The sequence below is a fragment of the Mitsuokella jalaludinii genome (genome assembly GCF_928722185.1).
GTDB classification, from domain to species: Bacteria; Bacillota; Negativicutes; order Selenomonadales; family Selenomonadaceae; genus Mitsuokella; species Mitsuokella jalaludinii.
Window position 1 is genome coordinate 574,610 of the sequence record NZ_CAKMXA010000001.1, and the last position, 22,154, is coordinate 596,763.

The following is a 22,154-nucleotide window of genomic DNA, read 5'->3' on the forward strand; positions in this document are numbered from 1 at the left end:
TTCTGTCGTTGCGCAAGAGCGCTGTATATCAGGCCACTGCGGACGGCTTATTTGCCGGCGAGTGCCTTGTAGTTGTTGTAGCGGATCTCGGCGTCGCGCTGGGTCTTCTCAAAGAGGGCTTCGGCTGCTTCTGGGAAGGTGCGCTTGAGGTTGATGTAGCGGTTCTCGCCCATGAGGAAGTCCTGGAACTTGGAGAAGTCCGGCTCTTTGGAGTCGAGGCTGAACGGGTTCTTGTCGGTGCCGACGAGCTGCGGGTTGTAGCGGTAGTTTGCCCAGTAGCCGCACTCTACGGCGAGTTTCTCCTCGAGCTGGCTGCAGCCCATGCCCTTGCGGATGCCGTGGTTGATGCACGGTGCGTAGGCGATGATGAGGGACGGGCCCGGATAAGCCTCGGCCTCGGTGATGGCCTTGAGCAGCTGGTTCTGGTCTGCGCCCATGGCGACCTGGGCGACGTAGACGTAGCCGTAGGTCTTGGCCATGAGGCCGAGATCCTTCTTGCGGGTCTTCTTACCGGTTGCGGCGAACTGTGCGATTGCTGCTGCCGGCGTGGCCTTGGAGGCCTGGCCGCCGGTGTTGGAGTAGACTTCGGTGTCGAAGACGAAGACGTTGACGTCTGCGCCGGAGGCGAGGACGTGGTCGACGCCGCCGTAGCCGATGTCGTAGGCCCAGCCGTCGCCGCCGAAGATCCACTGGGAGCGCTTGACGAAGTAGTCGCGGTTCTCGTAGAGCTTGTTGAGCAGCGCATTGTCACCCTTCTCGGCTGCGAGCAGGGCTTCGAGGCGGTCGGCGCGGTCGCGCGTGCCGTTGCCGTTGTCGAGGTTCTCTACCCAGTCCTTGAGGGCTGCCTGGAGGTCTTCGCTGCCAAGACCTTCTTCGATGGCCTTCTTGGCGTCATCGGCGAGGCCATTGCGGACGGACTGCGTGCCGAGGAACATGCCGAGGCCGAACTCTGCGTTGTCCTCGAACAGGGAGTTGTCCCAAGCCGGGCCGTGGCCCTTGGCGTTCGTCGTGTACGGCATGGCCGGTGCGCTGCCGCCCCAGATGGAGGTGCAGCCCGTGGCGTTGGCAATCATCATGCGGTCGCCGAAGAGCTGCGTGATGAGCTTGGCGTACGGCGTCTCGCCGCAGCCGGCGCAGGCGCCGGAGAACTCGATGAGCGGCTGCTCGAACTGGCTGCCGATGACGGTCTCTTTCTTCATCGGGTTCTTCTTCGGCGCGACTTTCTCCGTGTCGACGCCGTAGTCGAAGTAAGCCTGCTTTGCCTTGAGGTCGTCGTCAAGCGGCGTCATGTCGAGCGCCTTGACCGGGCAGACCTGCGCGCAGTTGCCGCAGCCGAGGCAGTCCATCGTGGAGACAGCCACCGTGAAGTGGTAGTCCTTGACGGCGCGGACTTCCTTGGACGGGAAGCCCTCCGGTGCTGCAGCGAGCTCTTCGTCGGTCGTGAGGACCGGACGGATCGAAGCGTGCGGGCAGACATAGGAGCACTTGTTGCAGCCGATGCACTTCTGGGCGTTCCAGACCGGCACGTTGATGGCCGTGCCGCGCTTCTCGTAGGCGGCGCCGCCGAGCGGGTACGTGCCGTCGGCGCGGTCGCCGGCGAACTTCGAGACCGGCAGCTTGTCGCCTTCCTGGCGGTTCATGACTTCCTGGACCTCGGTGATGAACTCCGGCAGGTCGCGCTTCTCCTGCGGCTCGTCTTCAGCATCAGCCCACGATGCCGGCACCTCGACCTTGTGCAGGGCCTCGATGCCCTGGTCGATGGCGCCGTTGTTCATGTCGACGATGTTCTGGCCTTTGCGGCCGTACGAGGTGACGACGGCTTCCTTGAGGTAGGTCACGGCCGTCTCGATCGGGATGATGTTCGCGAGCTTGAAGAACGCGGACTGCATGACCATGTTGAAGCGGCCGCCGAGGCCGAGGCCCTTGGCGATGGAGACAGCGTTGACCGTGTAGAACTGGATCTCGTTCTTGGCGATGTAGCGCTTCATGGCTGCCGGCAGGTGCTTCGTGAGCTTCTCGTCGCTCCAGACCGTGTTGAGGAGGAACGTGCCGCCCTTCTTGAGGCCGGCGAGCAGGTCGTACTTGTAGACGTACGACTGCTGCGAGCAGGAGATGAAGTCGGCCTTGTTGATGAGGTACGGGCTCGTGATCGGGGACTTGCCGAAGCGCAGGTGCGACATCGTGATGCCGCCCGACTTCTTGGAGTCATAGGCGAAGTACGCCTGGGCGTACATGTCCGTCTTGTCGCCGATGATCTTGATGGCGCTCTTGTTGGCGCCGACCGTGCCATCCGAGCCGAGGCCCCAGAACTTGCAGGCCGTCGTGCCTTCCGGCGTGAGGTCGACATCCGTCAGCGCCGGCGTCAGGCTCGTGTGCGTGACATCGTCGTCGATGCCGATCGTGAAGCCGTCCTTCGGTGCGTCTTTCTTGAGCTCTTCAAAGACGGCGAAGATCTGGTCCGGCGTCGTGTCCTTGCCGCCGAGGCCGAAGCGGCCGCCGATGATCGTCGGGTGCATGTCAGAATGGTAGAAAGCTGCCTTGACATCGAGGTAGAGCGGCTCGCCGAGCGAACCCGGCTCCTTCGTGTGGTCGAGGACGGCGACCTTCTCGATTGTCTTCGGCAGGAACTTGAAGAAGTGCTCGATGGAGAACGGACGGTAGAGGTGTACGTTCAAGAGACCGACCTTCTCCCCCTTCGCGTTGAGGTAGTCGACCGTCTCCTGGACCGTCTGGCAGACGGAGCCCATCGCGATGATGATGCGGTCGGCATCCTTGGCGCCGTAGTAGTCGAAGAGATGGTGCTCGCGGCCCGTGACCTTCGCGAGGTCAGCCATGGCCTCCTCGACGAGCTCTGGCAGTGCATCGTAGAAGCTGTTGGCTGCTTCACGCGACTGGAAGTAGATGTCCGGGTTCGTCGCGGAGCCGCGCAGGACTGGATGGTCCGGATTGAGCGCGCGGCGGCGGAAGGCCTTGACGGCATCCCAGTCGAGCAGCTTGCCGAGGTCCTCGTAGTCGATCGTCTCGATCTTCTGGATCTCATGCGACGTGCGGAAGCCGTCGAAGAAGTTGATGAACGGCACGCGGCCCTTGATGGCGACGAGATGCGCGACGGCCGAGAGGTCCATGACCTCCTGGACGCTCGCCTCGGCGAGCATGGCGCAGCCCGTCTGGCGTGCGGCCATGACATCCTGGTGGTCGCCGAAGATGTTCAGGGAGTTGGCAGCGAGTGCGCGCGCGGAGACGTGGAAGACGCCCGGTAGCAGCTCGCCGGCTACCTTGTAGAGATTCGGGATCATCAGCAAGAAGCCCTGGGAAGCCGTGTACGTCGTCGTCAGTGCACCGGCCTGCAGCGAGCCGTGCACAGCGCCGGCAGCGCCGGCCTCGGACTGCAGCTCGATGACCTTGACCTTCTGGCCGAAGAGATTCTTCGCTCCCTTGGCAGCCATTTCATCTACATGCTCAGCCATCGGCGAGGACGGCGTGATCGGGTAGATTGCCGCGACGTCGGTGAAAGCATAGGAGATGTAGGCGGCAGCTGTGTTGCCGTCCATGGTTTTCATCTTTTTGCTCATGTGTTTTGTTACTCCCCTCTGATATTGGATTTGACAGATGGGGCCTGTCCCCCATCGCATAGTCAGGAATAAATAGAAAAACCTGATGGCAAGATTGAAGTGCCATCAGATTTCATTATACGTGCTATGCAAAAAAATGTAAAGATATATTCCTCACACCCACTTCCCTGCCGTCATCTGTACAGGCAGGCTGCACACCAGGCGGGATCAGGCCTCGCCCCGCTTGTTCTCGCGGCTGTGGCGGTAGCCGTAGAGGAAGTAGACGAGGATGCCGAGGGCGCTCCAGATCCAGAAGCGCTCCCAGGTCATCGAGGAGAGGTTGTACATGATGTAGCCGCAACTCACGATGGCCAGCGTGCCGACGACGTAGATGGCCGGGCAGCGGAACGGGCGCGCAAGGTCCGGGTACTTCTTGCGCATGATCATGACACCGACGGACGAGACGATGAAGGCAAAGAGCGTGCCGACGCTGCACATCTCGGCGATGACGTTGATCGGCGTGAAGCCGCTGATGACAGCGACGGCGAGGCCAACGATGATCGTGATGCGGTGCGGCGTCGCGAAGCGCGGGTGGATCTTGCAGATGGACTGCGGGATGAGGCCGTCGCGGCTCATGGCGAAGAAGGCGCGCGTCTGCGCGTACATCATGACGAGCAGCACGGTCGTGAGGCCAGCGATGGCGCCAGTGCCGACGAGCGCGGAGCCGAAGCGGTAGCCGAGCTGGCGCAGCACGAAGGCGACCGGCTCGGCGTTGTCGAGCTCGGTATAGGGCACATTGCCCGTCATGACGGCCGTCACGGCGATGTAGAGCACCGTGCATATGAGGAGCGACGCGATGATGCCCGTCGGCATGTCGTGCGCCGGGTTCTTCGTCTCCTCTGCCGCCGTCGCGATGGAGTCGACGCCGAGGTAGGCAAAGACGATGACGGCGGCGCCGGCCGAGACGCCGGAGAAGCCGAACGGCATGAAGGGCTCCCAGTTCGCCGGGTCGACGGACGGCGCGGCGAGGAACAGGAAGAGGAAGATGGCGGCGAGCTTGACGCCGACGAGCACTTTGTTGACCGTGACGCTCTCGCGCACGCCGCGCACGAGCAGGAAGGTCAGGAAGAGCGTGATGAGCACGGCCGGCAGGTTGACGATGCCGCCGTCGGCCGGCACGCTCGTCCAGGCGGCCGGCAGCTCGATGCCGGCGGTCTTCAGGAGACCGACGACGTAGGCGGACCAGCCACCGGCGACGGCACTGGCGCCGACGGAGTACTCGAGCACGAGGTTCCAGCCGACGAGCCAGGCGAAGAACTCGCCGACGGAGGTGTAGGCGTAGGCGTAGGCGCTGCCGGCGACGGGCACCATGCTGGCGAGCTCGGAGTACGCCATGCTGACGAAGCCGCAGGCAATGCTGGCGAGCAGGAAGGACAGCATGAGCGCCGGGCCAGCGTACTTGGCGGCAGCGACGCCGGTCAGGACGAAGATGCCGGTGCCGACGATGACGCCGATGCCGAGCAGGGTGACGTCAAGGGAGCCCATGGCGCGCTTGAGGTGGGACTGGTGGGCATCGGCCTTGTACTCGGCGATGCTCTTGGTCCGGAAGATATTCACGATACAACAACTCCTTCTATTGGGCATTACAGGTATACATTTTATCATTAATGATGGATTAGGGCAACAAAAAAGACCAGCCCGCTTGGACTGGTCTCTGCTCTCTTGTAAATGGTCGGGATGACAGGATTCGAACCTGCGGCCTCATCGTCCCGAACGATGCGCGCTACCAAACTGTGCCACATCCCGACAACGTAGACTAGTATAGCGTAAATCGCGGGGTTTGGCAAGGGGAAATTTGAAAAAAGTTTTGGTTGCGGGGGCGGGGGGACCTGTTTCGGCTTCGTCGCTCCGCTAAATGGCCCTCATTTTGCGGAGTGCATGGAGGCAGGTTCGCCGCCTGCCGCGGCGGTTTTCATCGACTGCTTTTGCGAGGTGCCGTTTGAGGGCCAGCCCTGCGGGCGGTCGCTTCACTCCTGCAGGCGGAACAGGTCCCCCCGCCCCTAGCTGCGTCCGTTCGACTTGCCGCTCCGCTAAATGGCCCTCACGTCCCAGGGCCTCAAATCGAGCTGCTTCTCTCCCCTACTCGACTCCTTTCTTTTTCCTTTTGTGGTTGGCGAAGAACAGGAAGATGATTGGGATGACGATCAGGGTGAATACGGTGGAGGTCAGGAGGCCGCCGATGATGACCCAGGCCATGGAGACGCGGGATTCGGAGCCCGGGGTCATGGCCAGGGCCATGGGTGTCATGCCGACCATCATGGTGATGGTGGTCATGAAGATTGGCTTGAGGCGGACGCGGCCGGCTTCGATGACGGCTTCCAGCGGGCTCTTGCCCCGGTCCATGAGGGTCAGGGTGTAGTCGATGAGCAGGGTGCCATTCTTGGCGACGATGCCGTCCATGACGAGGATACCGATCATGGAGAAGAGATTCAGGGTGTTGTGCGTGAGGAAGAGCATGAGGATGGAGCCGATGAGGCCGAGCGGCAGGGAGAACATGCGGATGAAGGGTGTTATGGTGGATTCGTAGAGGACGGCGAGCAGCATGTAGATGAGGATAAGGGCGAGGAAGAGCGCTGAGAGCAGCTCGCTGAAGGTCTCGTCCATGCGGGTGGCCTGTCCTTTGAACTGGTAGGTGACGTTATCGCCGAGGTCGGCTTTGGCGAAGGCTTTCTTGACATCGCGGGTGACATCGCCCATGGGGCGGCCGCTGAGGTTGGCGCCGATGGCGACGGAGCGTTGCTTGTTGACGCGGCGGATGGTGACGGGTCCCCTGCCGTTCTGGATGGCGGCGACGTCGCCGAGGTAGATGAGCTTGCCGGAGGCGGAAAGCGGCACGCGGGCGACGTCGGAGGCCTTATAGCTGTCGGCATCCTTGAAGCGGACTTTGATCGCGGTGTCCTGGCCGCCGTTTTTGGGGTCGCTCTTGAGCTCGCCGGCGGAGAGGCCGGAGATGGCGCTGGCAAAGGCTGTGTCGACGTCCTGCAGAGAGGTGCCGTAGGCCTTGAGCTTCTCGCGGTCGACGGTCAGGCGCAGTTCGGGCATGCCCTCGACATAGGAGGAGTTGACGTCCGTCACGCCGTCGATGGCGCGCAGGGTGTCCATGGCTTTCTCGGCGGCCGCGTCAAGCGCCGCACCGTCGTTGCTGCGCAGCTCGACCTGCAGGGCGCCGCCGCCGTTCTTCGCTCCCCCACCGCCCGCGATGCCGGCGACATTCGTCTGTGTCTCGGCGACGCGCACATCGGCCGTCTTGATGTCGGCGGCGAACGCGCGCACATCGTTGGCGACCTGCCAGACCGTGCGGCTGCGCTCACGGCGGTCCACGAGCTGGACCTTGATGCGGCCTTCATAGGCCGTGCTGCCGCCCGCCTGCGTCATGTAGTACTTGACTTCAGGGATTTCGGCGAGCCTGCCCTCGATGCGCTCGGCGACGCGGTTCGTCTCGGCCGGCGAAGAGCCGACGGGCGCCTGGATGTTGACGGTGAAGCTCGACTCATCCGTCTGCGGCATGTACTCCATGCCGACGAGGCCGAGCGGCACCAGGGCGACGACAGCAGCAAAGACGGCCAGGATGGAAAGGAGCAGCTTTTTCGTATGGCGCAAGCTCCAGTTCAGCACCTCGACGTAGAGGCGCTCGGCCCGCGCCTCCACGCGGTCCATCCAGGCAAACGCGCGGTTTTTCGCGGGGTGGTAGCCCTTGCGGAAGAAGCGCGAGGCGAGCATCGGCGTCAGGGTGAAGGAGACGAAGAGCGAGAAGGCGCCGGCAAAGACGATCGTCAGGCCGAACTGGCGGAAGTACTGGCCCGTCATGCCCTGCATGAAGGCGATCGGCATGAATACGGCGGCGTCGCAGAGCGTGATGGCGATGGCCGCCATGCCAATCTCCGTCCGCCCCTTCTCGGCCGCCGTATTGGGCGCCTCTCCGAGCTTCAGGTGGCGCACGATATTCTCGAGGACGACAATGGAGTCGTCGACGAGGATGCCGACACAGAGCGTCATGCCCATCAGCGACATCATGTTGAAGGTGAAGCCCGCCAGGTACATGACGAAGAACGTCGCAATGAGCGAGGTCGGGATCGCGATCATGACGGCCGCTGTCGAGCGCCAGCCGCGCAGGAAGAAGAAGAGCACAAGGCCCGTGGTGATGAGCCCTTCGATGAGCGTGTTCATCGTGCTGTGCAGCGAGTCGCGGACGTAGTCGGCGTCATTCGAGACGACGACGAACTGGTAATCAGGATACGTCTTGCGGAGTTTCTCGACACTCTTCATGATGTTGGCCGCCGTCTCGACGACGTTGGCATCGCTGTTCTTGTAGATGAGGACGTTGATCGCATCCTCGCCGTTGAGCCGGCCGTAGCGCTCCGTGCGGGCCTCGCGCTCGCGGACAGTCGCGACGGCCGTCAGCGGGATCATCTTGCCCGCCGTGTTGGCCACCTGCACCTTCTCGATATCGCTGGGCTTCTGGAACTGCGCGACGACGCGCACGTCCGACTTCGTCGTCTCCGTGTAGACAGAGCCAGACGGCACGAGCTGGTTCTCATCCTTGATGGCCGCGGCGATCTTGGCGAGCGTCAGCTTGTAGGCCGCCATCTTCTCGCGGTCGACATCGATGGCGACTTCCCTGTCGCGGCCGCCGTGCAGCTCGACCTCCGAGACGCCGCCCGCCTGCTGGATGACCTCCGAGAAGACGTTGTCCGTCTCCGTGTAGGTGTCGGCCAGGCTGTGATCCGAGAGCACGGCGAGCTCCACGATCGGCTTCGCGTTCATGTCGCGCTTGATGACGACGGGCGAGTCGGCCTCGTCGGGCAGCTTGTTGGCGATGGCCTCGACCTTCTTGCTCGCGTCGATGGCCGCCGTGTCGGCATTCGTCGCGAAGTCGAGCTCGAGCGTCACGCGCGCCCGCTCATAGCTCGCCGTCGAGGTGATCTTCTTGACGCCCGACACCGAGGACAGCGCGTCCTCGACCGGCTTGACGACCTCCTGCTCCACCGACTCCGCGCTCGCGCCCGGGTACTTGACCGAGACGGTCACATACGGCGTGTTGAGCGCCGGCAGGAGCTCCACGCCTATGCGGTAGTAGCTGTAGAGGCCGAGCACGACAAAGAACGCGACGATCATCGAGATGCCGACCGGTCGCTTGATGGAAAGGCGTGTCATATTCATGATGCACTCGCCTCGCTCGCATCGTCATCGCCCTCATACGGCTCTGTCTCGACCTTCTTGCCATCCTGCAGCTTGTCCTGATTCGTCACGACGACCGTATCGCCGGGCTCGATGCCATCGAGGATCTCGACCTCCGCATCGTTCATCAGGCCGACCTTGACCTCGCGCAACTCGACCGTGCCATCTTCGCCCACGACGAAGAGAATCTGGCGGCCCGTGCGCGAGAGCAGGGCCTCCTTCGGCACGCAGAGCGTCGCGCGGCGCTGCAGGATGTCGACGGCCGTATGCGCAAAGAGGCCCGCCTTGATGGTATCGCGCGCCGACTCGTCCGTCAGCTCGATGCGCACCTGATACGTCTTGCTCGCATCGTCCATCGCCGGGCTCACGTAGACGATCTCGCCCGCGTAGTCCTCGCCGAGCGCGTCGATCGTCACCTCGACGGGCAGCCCCGTCTTGAGGATGGCCGCATCTGCCTCCGCGATCGTGCAGTCGACATTGATGTGGCTCGTGTCGACGAGCGAGAAGACCTTTGTGCCGGCCGAGACGATGGCGCCGACCTCCGCATTGCGGTAGCCGATGACGCCCGAGCGCGGCGCGCGCAGGTACATGTCCTCGCGCTGGCGGCGCAGCGCATCCGTCGCGTGCTGTGCCTTCTCCGCCGTGTAGGCCTTCGACTCGACGCTCGCCGCACTGCCGCCCTCGACCTGGTCCGCCAGCACATCGAAGGCTGCCTTCGAGGCCAGGTACTCCTGCTTGACGCTGTCGAGCGTGTCCTGGGAGATCGCGCCAATCGAGTAGAGGTACTCGTTGCGCTCGTACTTCGCCTGCTCGAGCTCGAGGTCGTTGCGCGCCTTGATGTAGTTGGCATCGTACGAGGCCCGCGCCTCGCGCGCATCGGCCTGCGCCGCGCCAGCAGCCGCCGCGTTCGCCTCAATCGAGATGTCGAGGTCCCCCGTATCCTGCACCAGCAGCACATCGCCCTTCTGCACCGTGTCGCCGAGCTTCGCGCGCACTTCCGTGACGCGCCCCGTATACTTCGGCGCGAGCGGGATATCCGCATCCGCCACCGTCTGCCCCGAGAGCGCGATGTGGCGCATCATGTCCGCGCGCGCGACCGTCACCACCTTGACGAGCGGCCTGCCGTGCGAAACCTTCTTCTTCTCCTCGCTGCCCCCGCCCATGTAGGCGCGCAGGGCCAGCGCCAGCAGCACGAAGCAGACTGCCCCCACAGCGGCGAGCCTCTTCCTGTCCATCCGCCCCAGCTGACCGAATTGATGGCGCATATCCTCACATCCCTTCCTGATTATCGGTTGACTGTTTCCCTCTATTATATAAAATTCTACTCATTTTAGGAATACGACATCTTGTCAAATGTGACAATCGATATTTACAAGATAATGAAGTCGATATAAAATAGAGGCATAATGTGAAAATTTAAGGCCCTCCGCCTTGAAATACCAAAAGAAAGAGGTACCATCATGAAAGCAGTTGAAATCCGCAAAGATATCTACTGGGTCGGCGCCATCGACTGGTCCATGCGCAGCTTCCACGGCTACGAGACGAGCCGCGGCTCGAGCTACAACGCCTACCTGATCCTCGACGAGAAAATCACCCTCATTGACACCGTCAAGGAGCCGTTCAAGGAAGAGCTCCTCGAGCGCGTCGCCTCTGTCATTGACCCTTCTAAGATCGACTACATCATCTCCAACCACGTCGAGCCCGACCACTCCGGCGCCCTGCCCTTCATGATGGCCCACTGCCCGAACGCCAAAGTCATCACGAGCATCCCGCAGGGACTCAAGGGCCTCAAGGCGCGCTACGGCGACCTGCCGTACGAAGGCGTCAAGGCGGGCGATACCCTCTCCATCGGCAAGCGCACCCTGCAGTTCGTGCCGACCCCGATGCTCCACTGGCCCGACAGCATGGTCACCTACTGCCCCGAGGAGAAGATCCTCTTCTCCAACGACGCCTTCGGCCAGCACCTCGCCTCCGGCAGCCGCTTCGACGACGAGAACGACCTTTCCGTGCTCTACTACGAGGCCAAGAAGTACTACGCCAACATCCTCACGCTCTACGGCCGCCAGGCACAGGCCGCCCTCAAGGCGCTCAAAGGGCTCGACATCGAGATGATCGCAACAGGCCACGGCATCATCTGGCGCTCCCACGTCCAGGAGATCCATGACCTCTACGAGAAATGGTCCACAGGCACCCTCGAGAAGCGCGCCGTCGTCGTCTTTGACACCATGTGGCACTCCACCGAGCAGATGGCCCGCACCATCACCGAAGCCTTCCAGGAAAAAGACGTGCCCGCCACCTTCTACGACGTCAAGGAGAACGCCCTCTCCGACATCATGACGGACATCCTCACGAGCGAATACCTCGCCGTCGGCTCCCCGACCATCAACAACCAGATGCTACCGACCGTCGCCTCCTTCCTCTGCTACCTCAAAGGCCTCACCGCCAAAGGCCACAAGGCCTTCGCCTTCGGCTCCTACGGCTGGGGCGGCCAGAGCATTGCCCTCGTCGAGAACGAACTCAAAGCCGCCGGCTGCGACATCGTCCTCGACAAGCAGCGCCTGCTCAACACGCCGGACAAGGACACCCTCGAAGCCCTGCGCCAGGCCGTCCACACGATCGTCGAGTGAGATCCTCGCCAGCAAAACCGCCGTATGGCGGTTTTTTTGTGAAAAAATCCATGTGGATGCAATTTGAACGCCTCTGTGTGCGATTTGAAAGAAAGGCCCTGTGCCTTTATAATAGGAGATAGTTATCTCGAAGGAGGGATTTTATGCGGAAAATCGCGGTGTATGGAAAGGGCGGCATCGGAAAGTCGACGCTGACGAGCAATCTGGCGGCGGCGTTGGCGGTTCAGGGGAAAAAGGTCATCCAGATTGGCTGTGACCCGAAGGCGGACTCGACGATCAATCTGCTCGGTGGCAGGCCCCTGCAGTCGGTCATGGGCTACATGCGGGAGTTCGATGAAGAGCCCGCTTCGCTCGAGACAGTCTCGGCGCGCGGCTTTGGCGGCGTGCTCTGCATCGAGACGGGCGGGCCGACGCCGGGACTCGGCTGCGCAGGGCGCGGCATCATCGCGACGTTCAACCTGCTCGAGGACCTCGAGCTCTTCGAGCGGGAGCAGCCGGACGTCGTGCTCTACGACGTGCTCGGCGACGTCGTCTGCGGCGGCTTTGCCGCGCCGATCCGCGAGGGCTATGCGGAGGACGTGCTGATCGTGACATCCGGCGAGAAGATGGCGCTCTACGCGGCCAACAACATCGCGACGGCTGTCGAGAACTTCGCCGACCGCGGCTATGCCAAGGTCCGCGGCGTCCTGCTGAACCGGCGCAACGTACCGCGCGAGGAAGAGAAAGTCCAGGAGTTCGCGCGGGCACATCAGCTGCCCATCCTCGCGGATATCCCGCGCAGCGATGCGATCAGCGAGGCCGAAGAACGCGGCATGACCGTCGTCGAATACGCGCCGGATGCCCCCGTCAGCCAGGCTTTCTTCGCACTTGCAAACGATATCCTGAAAGAATGAACGAGAAAAATGGTGTACCGAGAAAACGAGGGACGGTGAATCATGAACGAACAGGACGCAAAGCAGAGATATGAGGCATACGTCATCACGGCCGAGGAGCTTGCCGCCCGCCTCGGCGGCAAGCAGGCCATGCCAGATGAGCTGCGCACCGACGCGCATCTCATCTGCAACACGCCTGCCGCCATCGACTTCAATTCGCCGGGCGCGCAGGGCTTTGGCGTCAAGCGCGCGGGGCTCAGCGTGCCGGGCAGCATCATGCTACTCGTCTCGCCCGGTTGCTGCGGCCGCAACACGGCGGCGCTCTCGGGCAGTGGCCATTACGGCGAGCGCTTCGCCTACCTCGCCCTCGACGAGACGGACATCGTCACAGGCAGCCACCTGACGAAGATTCCCGAGGCCGTCCGCGCCTTTGTCGCCAGCCGAGCGGAGCGCCCCTCTGTCGTCATGATCTGCCTGACCTGCGTCGACGCGCTGCTCGGCACGGACATGGAGCGCGTCTGCCGCAAGGCTGAAGCAGCTGTCGGCCTGCTCGTTCGCCCTTGTTACATGTACGCGCTGACGCGCGAGAGCCAACATCCGCCGATGCAGGCCGTGCGAGAGACGATCTACGGCCTATTGCAGCCGCGCCGAAAAAATCCGCGCCAGGCCAATCTTCTCGGCTTCTTCACGCCCGTCGCGGCAGACTCCGAACTCTTCTCACTCCTCGAGCGTGCGGGCATCCGCAAGGTCGCCGAGCTCGCCCGCTGCCAGACATACGGCGACTTTGAAGCGCTGGCCGCGGCCAACTTCAATCTCGTGCTCGCCGACGAGGCGATGAGCGCCGCCCTCGCCCTCGAGAAGCGTATCGGCATCCCCGCCATACGCCTGCGCCGCCTCTACGCGACCGACAAGATCGCAAACCAGTACAGGGCACTCGCGCACATCCTCGGCTTGGGAGCAGAGGCTATCGCCATGGAGAACGAACGCGAGCGCGCCGAGCAGGCCGCTGCCGACTTCTGCGCGCAGTACGGTAAGAAGGCGGTCATCGCCATCGGCAGCCGGCTCAATGCCAATCCCTTCGAGCTCGCCTTGGCACTCGTGCGCCGCGACCTCGCCGTCCGCGAGCTCTTCGCCGTGCCGACCGCTGCCGACGCATTCTACATCCGCCAGCTCGCAAAACTCGCACCCGCAACGCGCATCTACTCCACGCTGGAGCCGGCCATGCTGCACTACCGGGAGGACGCCGCCGTATCACTTGCCATCGGCGCAGATGCCTGCGCGCTCCACCCCCATGCCAAGAAATTGCCGTGGAACGACGCTGTGCAGCCTTTCGGCTACCAGGCCGCCCAAGCTCTCTTTGAAAATATGAAGAATGCTATGCGTCAGGAGAGCTCAGGCACGGCAGAGAAAAAAGTTGAGGCGGAGACTGATGACCCGCATCGCCCCGTCTCCGCCATGCCAAAGCTCTCGCTCGCCCTGCCGCCGTTCGCGCCGGACACAGCTGGCGCTGCCTCGGTGCTCTACCCGCTCGGCGGCATGACAGTCATCGTCGATGCAGGCGGCTGCGCGGGCAACATCTGCGGCTTCGACGAGCCGCGCTGGCAGGAGGGCGGCGCGCCCTCGGCCGTGTTTAGCGCGGGCCTGCGCGACATGGACGCCATCATGGGGCGCGACAAGCATCTCGTCGAGAAGGTGCGCGCGGCAGCAGCCTGCCTGCCCGTCTCCTTCGTCGGGCTCGTCGGCACGCCCGTGCCCGCCATCATCGCGACCGACTTCCGCGCGCTCTGCCGCATGATCGAGAAGAATACATCTCTGCCCGCCATTGCCGTGCGCACGGATGGCACCCACCTCTACGACAGAGGAGCCGGGGCCGCCTACGATGCACTCGTGCGGGAATTCGCGGCTGAGTTGCCCGCCGGCGCGCCCCGCTCAGGCCTCGGCGTGCTCGGCCTGACGCCGCTTGACTTCTCGAAGGGCGAGCGTCAAGCCCTTCGGGAGACGCTGTGCCGGGATGCGGAGGGGCCTGTCCTGTTCTTCGACCGGCTCGAAGACTTCCAGCAGGCCGCGAAGCTCCAAAGCATTCTCGCCGTCTCGCCAAGCGGTCTCAAGGCGGCACGCCGCCTCGGGCGCCAAGCCGGCATCCCCGTCAGAGCCGAGCTGCCGCCCGCCTTTATCCGCAAGGCATTTGCGACGCTGCTGGCCCGTCTCGACAGCGTGATGGATAGTGACGCACACAGGGAAATCCTTATCGTGCACCAGCAGGTCCTCGCCAATGCACTGCGCCGCGCCATCTGCCAGCGCTTCCCCGAGCTGCCCGGAAGGGCTTTGACTGTCGGCACCTTCTTTGCGCTTGACCGCGCCTTAGCGCAGCCAGGAGACTGCTGCTTCCGCGCGGAGCAGGAGTTTCACCGCTATCTGCAGGCGCATCCAGAAGCCGTCGTCATCGGCGACAAGCTGCTCGCGCGCGCCGTGCCGGAGGATTTCGGCGGCGCCGTCATCGACCTGCCGCACTTCGCCCTTTCAGGGCGCAATACCACAGTGAATACAGCAAGCAAGGATAGAGAGCTATGAAACGTTTGAACATCAAGATCTACGGCATCGTGCAGGGCGTCGGCTTCCGCCCCTTCATGAGCCGCCTGGCCGACGCCTGCCGGATACGCGGCACGGTCTGCAACAAAGGCCCCTATGTCGAAGTCTTCGCCGAGGGCAGGGACGCATCATTGCAGCAATTCGTCGCGGGCATCCCGGAACAAGCACCGGAGCGCGCGGCCATCCTCAAGGTCGACGTGCACGATGTGACCGATGACAATGCCGCGCCTTACGAGGATTTTTCCATCATCGAGAGTGCCAAGGAGCGCGGCGACATCTTCGTCTCGCCCGACATCGCGACGTGCGACAAGTGCCGTGCTGAGCTCTTCGACCCGCACGACCGCCGCTACCTGCACCCCTTCATCAACTGCACGGCCTGCGGCCCGCGGCTGACCATCCTCGAGGCCATGCCGTACGACCGCGAGCGCACGAGCATGAAGGAATTCCCGATGTGCGAGGCCTGCCACGAGGAGTACGTCTCGCCCGAGAGCCGCCGCTACGATGCGCAGCCCGTCTGCTGCAACGACTGCGGCCCCGAGGTCTACCTGCTCGGCCATGAGGCGGTGCGAGGGGCCGCTGCCATCAAGGAAGTGCGCCGCGTCCTCGCTGCGGGCGGCATCGCGGCCATCAAGGGCATCGGCGGCTTCCACCTCGCCTGCGATGCGACGAGTGAAGAAACCGTGAAGCGGCTGCGCGCGCTCAAGCACCGCCCGCAGAAGCCCTTTGCCGTCATGATGCGCGACGAGGCGGCCGTGCGGAGCGCCTGCCATCTCGACCCCGGCGAAGCAGCGATGATGACGGGCCACCAGAAGCCCATCCTGCTGCTGCGCCGCCACAAGGACAGCCCGCTCGCGCCGAGCGTCGCACCCGGCAATCCCAAGGTCGGCGTCATGCTGCCGTACGCGCCGGTGCAGATGCTGATCTTCGACTACCCTGGGGACACGTCAGAGGTGCCCGCCATGCTTGTCATGACGAGCGGCAATCCATCTGGCGCGCCCATCTGCCACAATGACGCAGAAGCACAGGAAGCGCTCGCGCCGCTCTGTGACGTCATTCTCTCGCACGACCGCCGCATCCGCCTGCGCGCCGACGATTCCGTCATGGACTGGTTTGAGGGAAAGCCCTACATGGTCCGCCGCAGCCGCGGCTTCGCACCGCTGCCCTTCATGCTCAGCGCACCGCTCAAAGGCCAGGTGCTCGGCATCGGCGGCGAACTCAAGAACACCTTCTGCCTCGCGAGCAACCACCTCTTCTACCCCTCGCCCTACATCGGCGACATGAGCGACCTGCGCACCGTGCTCGCACTCAAGGATTCCGTCCAGCTCATGGAATCCCTGCTCGAGAACAAGCCTGCGGCCATCGCCTGCGACCTGCACCCGCGCTACAACACGGTGACCGTCGCCGAGGAGCTCGCCAAAAAATCAGGCGTACCCCTGCTCAAAGTCCAGCACCACTACGCGCACATCCTCTCGTGCATGGTCGAGAACGACTGGCAGGGGCCCGTCATCGGCGTCTCGTTCGACGGCACGGGCTACGGCACGGACGGCACGATCTGGGGCGGCGAGTTCCTGCTCGCCGACTACAGGGGCTTCCGTCGGCTCGGCTCAGTCGAGCCCTTCCAGCAAGCGGGCGGCGACCGCTCTTCGCGCGAGGGCTGGCGCATCGCCGTCAGCTTACTCAGGGACAGCCTGATGAGAGAGCTGCAGGGCAGCGGCCCCAGCGAGATCGATGCAGCCTGGAAGGAGCAGTGCCTCTCGCTCGGCCTCTGCGACGAGAAGGAATTCGCCGCGCAGTCCTTCATGCTGCAGCACCGCGTCAACTGCATCGAGTCGACGAGCGCCGGGCGCCTCTTCGACGGCGTCAGCGCCCTCCTCGGACTGCGCCGCCAGGCGACGTTCGAGGGCGAGGCCTCGATGGCCCTGCAGTTCGCCGCCGAAGAATGGGACGGCCCTGCTGAACCGCTCTCGCTGCCCGTGCGCCAGGCGCTAAAGGGCGGGCGCTTCCTGCTGCCGACGACGGCGCTCTTCGGCGCCCTCGTCACGCTGCACGAGCAGGGACGGCCGGCCCGCGAACTCGCCCGGCTCTTCCACCAGACCTTGGCCGAGCTCATCGGCGCGGGCTGCGAACGCGCGCGTCAGCAGACGGACGTCACCACGGTCGCCCTGAGCGGCGGCGTATTCCAGAACACCCTGCTGACGCGGCTGACAAAGGAGCGCCTCAAGCGCGCGGGCTTCCGCGTGCTGCTGCACAGCCTGCTGCCGCCCAATGACGGCGGCATCTGCGTCGGCCAAGCCGCCTTTGCCATGTATGCCCTGCAAGAACGCTGATTCTATTTTATACGAAAGGAAGTCTTATCATGTGTGTTGGTTTACCCGCTAAAGTCGTGCGCATCCAGGATGGCATGGCGCTCGTCGACGCCTCGGGCGCCCGCCGCGAAGTCTCGGCAGAGCTGCTCGCGGACATCGACCCCGGCGATTACGTCATGGTCCACGCCGGACTGGCCATCGCCAAGATCACCGCTGAGGATGGCGAAGAGGCAGAAGAAGTCCTGCGCGACGCGGAGGTCGACGTGAAATGAACACCGCCATCATGAAGGCCCGTGATATCATCGCCGGGTATCGCGGACCGAAACTCTGCATCATGGAAGTCTGCGGCACCCACACACATGAGATCTTCCGCCTCGGCATACGCAGCCTGCTGCCGGAGAATGTCGCGCTCATATCGGGGCCGGGCTGTCCCGTCTGCGTGACGCCCGTCTCCTACATCGATGAGGCAATCTTCCTCGCCGAAGAGCGCCATGCCACGATCTGCACCTTCGGCGATCTCGTGCGCGTGCCGGGCACAGAGAAGACGCTTGCGGATGCACGCAGCCGCGGGGCCCGCATCCAGGTCGTCTATACGCCGCTCGACGCGGTCACCTACGCAGAGGAGCATCCCCGAGAGGAAGTCGTCTTCCTCTCCGTCGGCTTCGAGACGACGACGCCTTCCGCCTGCCTGGCACTCAAGCGGGCCGAAGCACAGGACATCGCGAACTTCTCGCTGCTGACGGCCAACAAGACCATGCCGGCTGCCTACGAGGCGATGGCCAGCCACACGGATGCCTACCTCTATCCCGGCCATGTCTGTGCCATCACAGGCACAAGCCTGCCAGAGTCCCTGACGAAGCAGGGCATCTCGGGCGCCGTGGCCGGCTTTACGGCCAGCGAGCTCCTGACGGCACTGGCCGTCATCCTCGAGAAATCGCGAAGCGGCGAGCCGTTCTTCGTCAACGCCTACCCGCGCGTCGTGCGCCCCGCGGGCAACCCGGCTGCCCGCGCACTCGTCGAAACGTACATGGAGCCGTGCGATGCGACCTGGCGCGGCCTCGGCACCTTGAAGGCGAGCGGCCTGAAGATACGCCCCGCCTTCGCGCCGCGCGATGCCAGGGTGCGGTTTTCCCTGCCGTCGATGAGCGGGCGGGAAAATCCCGCCTGTCACTGCGGCGCCATCCTGCAAGGGCTCGAACGGCCGGTGGACTGCCCGCTCTACGGCAGGACCTGCACTCCGGACCACCCCATCGGCGCCTGCATGGTCTCGCGCGAAGGTGCCTGCTCGGCCTACTATCTCTACGGAGGACTTGGGAGGGATTTTGCATGACAACAGACGATATGTACAACGGCAAGGATGCCTGCATTACGCTGGCTCACGGCGCCGGCGGCCGCCAGACGGCAGCGCTCATCGCGCGCGTCTTTGCGCGCCATTTCCAGAACCCCGACTTCACGGCTGACGATGCGGCCATCCTGCCCGTCGGCACCTTCGCCACGGGCAGGGCCGCCTTCACGACAGACGGCTTCATCGTCTCGCCGTGGCAGTTCCCGGGCGGCAACATCGGCAAGCTCAGCATCTGCGGCACAGTCAACGACCTCGCCTGCATGGGCGCCGTGCCGCGCTATCTCTCCTGCGCCTTCCAGATTGAGGAGGGCTTTCCGCTGCAAGATCTCGAGGCCATCGCGGCCGCCATGGCCAAGACAGCTAAGACGGCCGGCGTCCGCATCGTCGCCGGCGACACGAAGGTCGCGGGCCGCGGCCAGGTCGACAAGGTCTTTATCACGACGACAGGCATCGGCGAGTGCATGGAGGGCGCTCATCCCTCCGGTTCGCGCGCCGAAGCGGGCGATGCCATCATCGTCACGGGCGACATCGGCCGCCATGGGGCCGCCATTCTCGTCGCGCGCCGCGACTTCGCCATCGACGCCGCCATCACGAGCGACTGCGCGCCGCTCGCCGCTGCCGTCAAGGCCATGTTCGACGCGATCCCCGACCGGGCGGCCATCCACACGATACGCGATGCCACGCGCGGCGGCGTCGGCACCGTCCTGCACGAGATTGCTGCCGAGAGCCATGTCGGCATCGAACTTTCGGCCGCTGCCATCCCAGTCGCGCCCGAAGTGCGCGGCGTCTGCGGCCTGCTCGGCCTCGAGCCGCTCTACCTCGCCTGCGAGGGGCGCCTCGTCATCTTCGCGCCGCAGGATATCGCGCCGACACTCGTCGAGACCCTGCGCGCACTGCCCAACTCGCAGCAGGCCGCCGTCATCGGCAGAGTCACGCCTGACTTCTCGGGCAGAGTCGTGCTGCGCACAGAGATCGGCACGAGGACACTGCTGCCAGAGCCGTCGGGCGAACTCCTGCCGCGCATCTGCTAAGAAATTGAGGTGACAGCTATGCTCAAACGGATTTTTCCCAGCCCCGCTCCGGCGCCAGGACGCGCAATCTGCGTGACGATTGGCGAAGCCAGCTTCCCCGCGCCGTTCCCGCACGGGCTCGAGTACTCGCCGCCCTGCCGCGGCACCTGGAACATCGTCCACACCGGCATGCTCATCCCCGAAGCCCACCAGATCTTTATTTGCGCCTCCGGCTGCCTGCGCGGCGTCGTCCTGACGGCCGCCGAGATGGGTCTTATGGGGCGATTCTCGTCAATTGAATTGCGCGAATCCGACCTCACGGGCCGCGACAACGAGCAGCTCATCCTCGCAGGCGTCGCAGACATCCTCGCACACCTGCCCGAAAAGCCACGCGCCGTGCTGCTCTTCCCCGCCTGCGTCCACCACTTCCTCGGCTGCAACCTGCGCTACGTCTACCGCGAACTCCGCCGGCGCCATCCGGGCATCGACTTCGCCGAATGCTTCATGGACCCCATACGCCAGACACGCCACCTGACCCCGGAGGAGCGCCTGCGCCGCGCAATCGGCCGCCTGCTGCCAGAGCTTCCGAAAAAGAAGCAGGCCTCCTTCTTCGGAAACAACCTCAGGGCACCCGCCGAACACGATGCCGCCCGCCTGCTGCGCGAAAACGGCTGGGCCGTGCGCGATATGGCGGACTGCGCGAGTTACGACGAGTTCCGGGAGCTCAGCGCCTCCTCGCTCCAGCTCTTCACGAATCCGTTCAGCCTGCCCGCCGTGCGCGATCTCGAGGAGCGCTTGCAGCAGGACTACTTCTACCTGCCGCAGGTCTGGAACGAAAATGCGATTGAACGGCTCTTGCTGCAGCTTGCCGAGCGCCTCGGCGCCAAGGCCCCCGACTGCACAGAAGCACGCCAGAGGGCCGAGCAGGCGCTAGGCGAGGCACAAGACCTCATCAGCCAGACGCCAATTGCCATCGACCTGACGTTCACCTTCCGCCCGCTCTCGCTCGCCTGCCTGCTGCTGCGCCACGGCTTCCATGTCACCAAGATCTACGCCGACGCCATCAGCCCCGAAGAAGAAGCTGACTTCCGCGATCTGCAGGAACATCACGGTGATATCGAGCTCTGGCCGACAAAGGCACCGCTGCTGCGCGAGCTGTCGCGCCCCGTGCATGCAGAGGGAGCACCGGCCTGCCTGGCCCTCGGACAGAAGGCCGCCTTCTTCCAGGGTACGCCGCATTTCGTCAACCTGGTAGAGGGCGGCGGCCGCTGGGGCTTCTCTGCCATCGAGGCACTGGCCCATGATATGATCGCCGCCTACCGGACGCCCAAAGACATCGAGGCAAATGTCCGGCGCAAGGGATTAGGAGGCCCATCCTTGCTATGAAACACGTTTCCCGCATCCTCTCGACATACTCTGCCGACACCTTCGGCGTCTGCTCCGCCCTCTACGAGCTCGGCGGCATGGTCGTCATCCACGACCCTTCGGGCTGCAACTCGACGTACACGACACACGACGAGCCGCGCTGGTTCGCAGAACCGAGCCAGATCTTCGTCTCTGCCCTGACGGAGCAGGACGCCATCCTCGGCAATGACAGCAGGCTTATCACCGACATCACGGCCGCTGCCAAAGAGCTGCAGCCACGCTTTATCTGCCTGATTCCCTCGCAGATTGCCCACATGATTGCCACCGACTGCCGCGCCATCTGCCGCATCCTCGAGAAGAAGACCGGCATCCCCGCCTTCACGCTGCCGACGAACAGCATGCACTACTACGAGCGCGGCATCTTCTTCGCCCTGCAGAAGCTCGCAGAGATTACCTGCCAAGCCTTGCCGGAATCGGCTGCCCCCACGCACCTTCCAGAGGCCAAATGGCTCAGCGAAGAAGAGCTCCACAAGCTCCGCCAGAAGAAAGGCAAGGCCCTGCGCGTCAACGTGCTCGGCGCCACACCGCTCGACTTTGCCATGAATGGCAGCATCGATTCCATGCGCCACTGGCTCGAAGCGCGCGGCTGTCATCTCGCAAGCTGCTGGGCCATGGGCTCCGACCTCGACACCATCCTCGCCTCGCATGAGGCCGACCTCGACCTCGTCCTGAGCTATGGCGGACTCGGCGCCGCGCGCGTCCTGCGCGAGCGCGCCGGCATCCCCTACCGCATCGGCATTCCTTTCCCGCACTGCGCCTCATTCAGAGACGATGCGGCCTGCCCACCGGAAGGGCCCGCCTATATCATCGGCGAGACCGTCTTTGCCGAGTCACTATCGCGCGCCCTGGAAGCAGCTATCGGACTGCCCTTCACCGCCATTGTGCCAATGGAGACGGATGATGAACTGCTGCTGCCCGACACGCTCCGCCTGACCGACGAAGACGAGCTCACGCCCGTCCTGCGCGAAGCCGCGCTGATCATCGCAGACCCGCTCTACCAGCCCGTCTGCCCCGCAGGCGCAGCTTTCCTCTCTCTGCCACATATCGCCTTCTCGGGACGCCTCTACGAGGAACACATCCCCAACCTTATCGAAGCAGACTGCTTCGCGGATTTCACCAAAAAAATCCTGGGCAAACTCCAGCAGAATCGAGTATAATAGAGAGTACATTAACCGAAACTATTTCTCATTT

At 63.9% G+C, this 22,154-nt stretch carries 13 protein-coding genes and 1 tRNA gene; 9 read left to right on the top strand and 5 right to left on the bottom strand.

Features of this window, described 5'->3' with window-relative positions; genetic code table 11:
- Positions 1 to 47: 47 nt before the first annotated feature.
- From nifJ to QDI87_RS02655, 5 genes are all read right to left on the bottom strand, one after another.
- The gene (gene nifJ, locus QDI87_RS02635) at positions 48 to 3,572 is read right to left on the bottom strand and encodes a pyruvate:ferredoxin (flavodoxin) oxidoreductase (protein WP_278742141.1); all 3,525 of its coding nucleotides are present in this window, start codon (positions 3,570 to 3,572) and stop codon (positions 48 to 50) included.
- 207 nt (positions 3,573 to 3,779) lie between these two features.
- Positions 3,780 to 5,168 (bottom strand): amino acid permease, encoded by a 1,389-nt coding sequence (locus QDI87_RS02640; RefSeq protein ID WP_278742143.1) that lies wholly within the window; start codon positions 5,166 to 5,168, stop codon positions 3,780 to 3,782.
- Positions 5,169 to 5,280: 112 nt separating this feature from the next.
- Positions 5,281 to 5,357: transfer RNA gene (locus tag QDI87_RS02645), tRNA-Pro, on the bottom strand.
- A 333-nt stretch (positions 5,358 to 5,690) separates the two neighbouring features.
- Positions 5,691 to 8,771, bottom strand: a complete 3,081-nt coding sequence (locus QDI87_RS02650; RefSeq protein WP_278742144.1) for an efflux RND transporter permease subunit — start codon at positions 8,769 to 8,771, stop codon at positions 5,691 to 5,693.
- Positions 8,768 to 10,054: an efflux RND transporter periplasmic adaptor subunit gene (locus tag QDI87_RS02655; RefSeq protein ID WP_255240631.1), complete on the bottom strand. Its 1,287-nt coding sequence runs from the start codon at positions 10,052 to 10,054 to the stop codon at positions 8,768 to 8,770. Before QDI87_RS02655 ends, QDI87_RS02650 begins: the two co-directional genes overlap by 4 nt.
- Before the next feature lie 195 nt (positions 10,055 to 10,249).
- Between QDI87_RS02655 and QDI87_RS02660 the strand changes: the two genes are divergently transcribed.
- From QDI87_RS02660 to QDI87_RS02700, 9 genes are all read left to right on the top strand, one after another.
- Entirely contained in the window at positions 10,250 to 11,416 is a 1,167-nt protein-coding gene (locus QDI87_RS02660) for an FprA family A-type flavoprotein (protein WP_255240630.1), read from the top strand.
- Positions 11,417 to 11,559: 143 nt separating this feature from the next.
- Positions 11,560 to 12,309: a P-loop NTPase gene (locus QDI87_RS02665; protein WP_255240629.1), complete on the top strand. Its 750-nt coding sequence runs from the start codon at positions 11,560 to 11,562 to the stop codon at positions 12,307 to 12,309.
- 42 nt (positions 12,310 to 12,351) lie between these two features.
- Positions 12,352 to 14,859: a nitrogenase component 1 gene (locus QDI87_RS02670; protein ID WP_278742146.1), complete on the top strand. Its 2,508-nt coding sequence runs from the start codon at positions 12,352 to 12,354 to the stop codon at positions 14,857 to 14,859.
- Positions 14,856 to 17,204 (top strand): carbamoyltransferase HypF, encoded by a 2,349-nt coding sequence (gene hypF / locus QDI87_RS02675; protein ID WP_278742148.1) that lies wholly within the window; start codon positions 14,856 to 14,858, stop codon positions 17,202 to 17,204. The genes QDI87_RS02670 and hypF overlap by 4 nt, the downstream gene beginning before the upstream one ends.
- Before the next feature lie 29 nt (positions 17,205 to 17,233).
- A complete protein-coding gene (locus QDI87_RS02680; protein WP_278742149.1) occupies positions 17,234 to 17,455 on the top strand; it encodes a HypC/HybG/HupF family hydrogenase formation chaperone in 222 nt (73 codons plus the stop codon).
- Positions 17,452 to 18,513, top strand: a complete 1,062-nt coding sequence (gene hypD / locus QDI87_RS02685; protein WP_278742150.1) for a hydrogenase formation protein HypD — start codon at positions 17,452 to 17,454, stop codon at positions 18,511 to 18,513. The genes QDI87_RS02680 and hypD overlap by 4 nt, the downstream gene beginning before the upstream one ends.
- Entirely contained in the window at positions 18,510 to 19,559 is a 1,050-nt protein-coding gene (gene hypE / locus QDI87_RS02690) for a hydrogenase expression/formation protein HypE (RefSeq protein ID WP_278742151.1), read from the top strand. Before hypD ends, hypE begins: the two co-directional genes overlap by 4 nt.
- 18 nt (positions 19,560 to 19,577) lie before the next feature.
- Positions 19,578 to 20,924: a nitrogenase component 1 gene (locus tag QDI87_RS02695; RefSeq protein WP_278742153.1), complete on the top strand. Its 1,347-nt coding sequence runs from the start codon at positions 19,578 to 19,580 to the stop codon at positions 20,922 to 20,924.
- Positions 20,921 to 22,120, top strand: a complete 1,200-nt coding sequence (locus tag QDI87_RS02700; RefSeq protein WP_278742154.1) for a nitrogenase component 1 — start codon at positions 20,921 to 20,923, stop codon at positions 22,118 to 22,120. Before QDI87_RS02695 ends, QDI87_RS02700 begins: the two co-directional genes overlap by 4 nt.
- Positions 22,121 to 22,154: the final 34 nt, after the last annotated feature.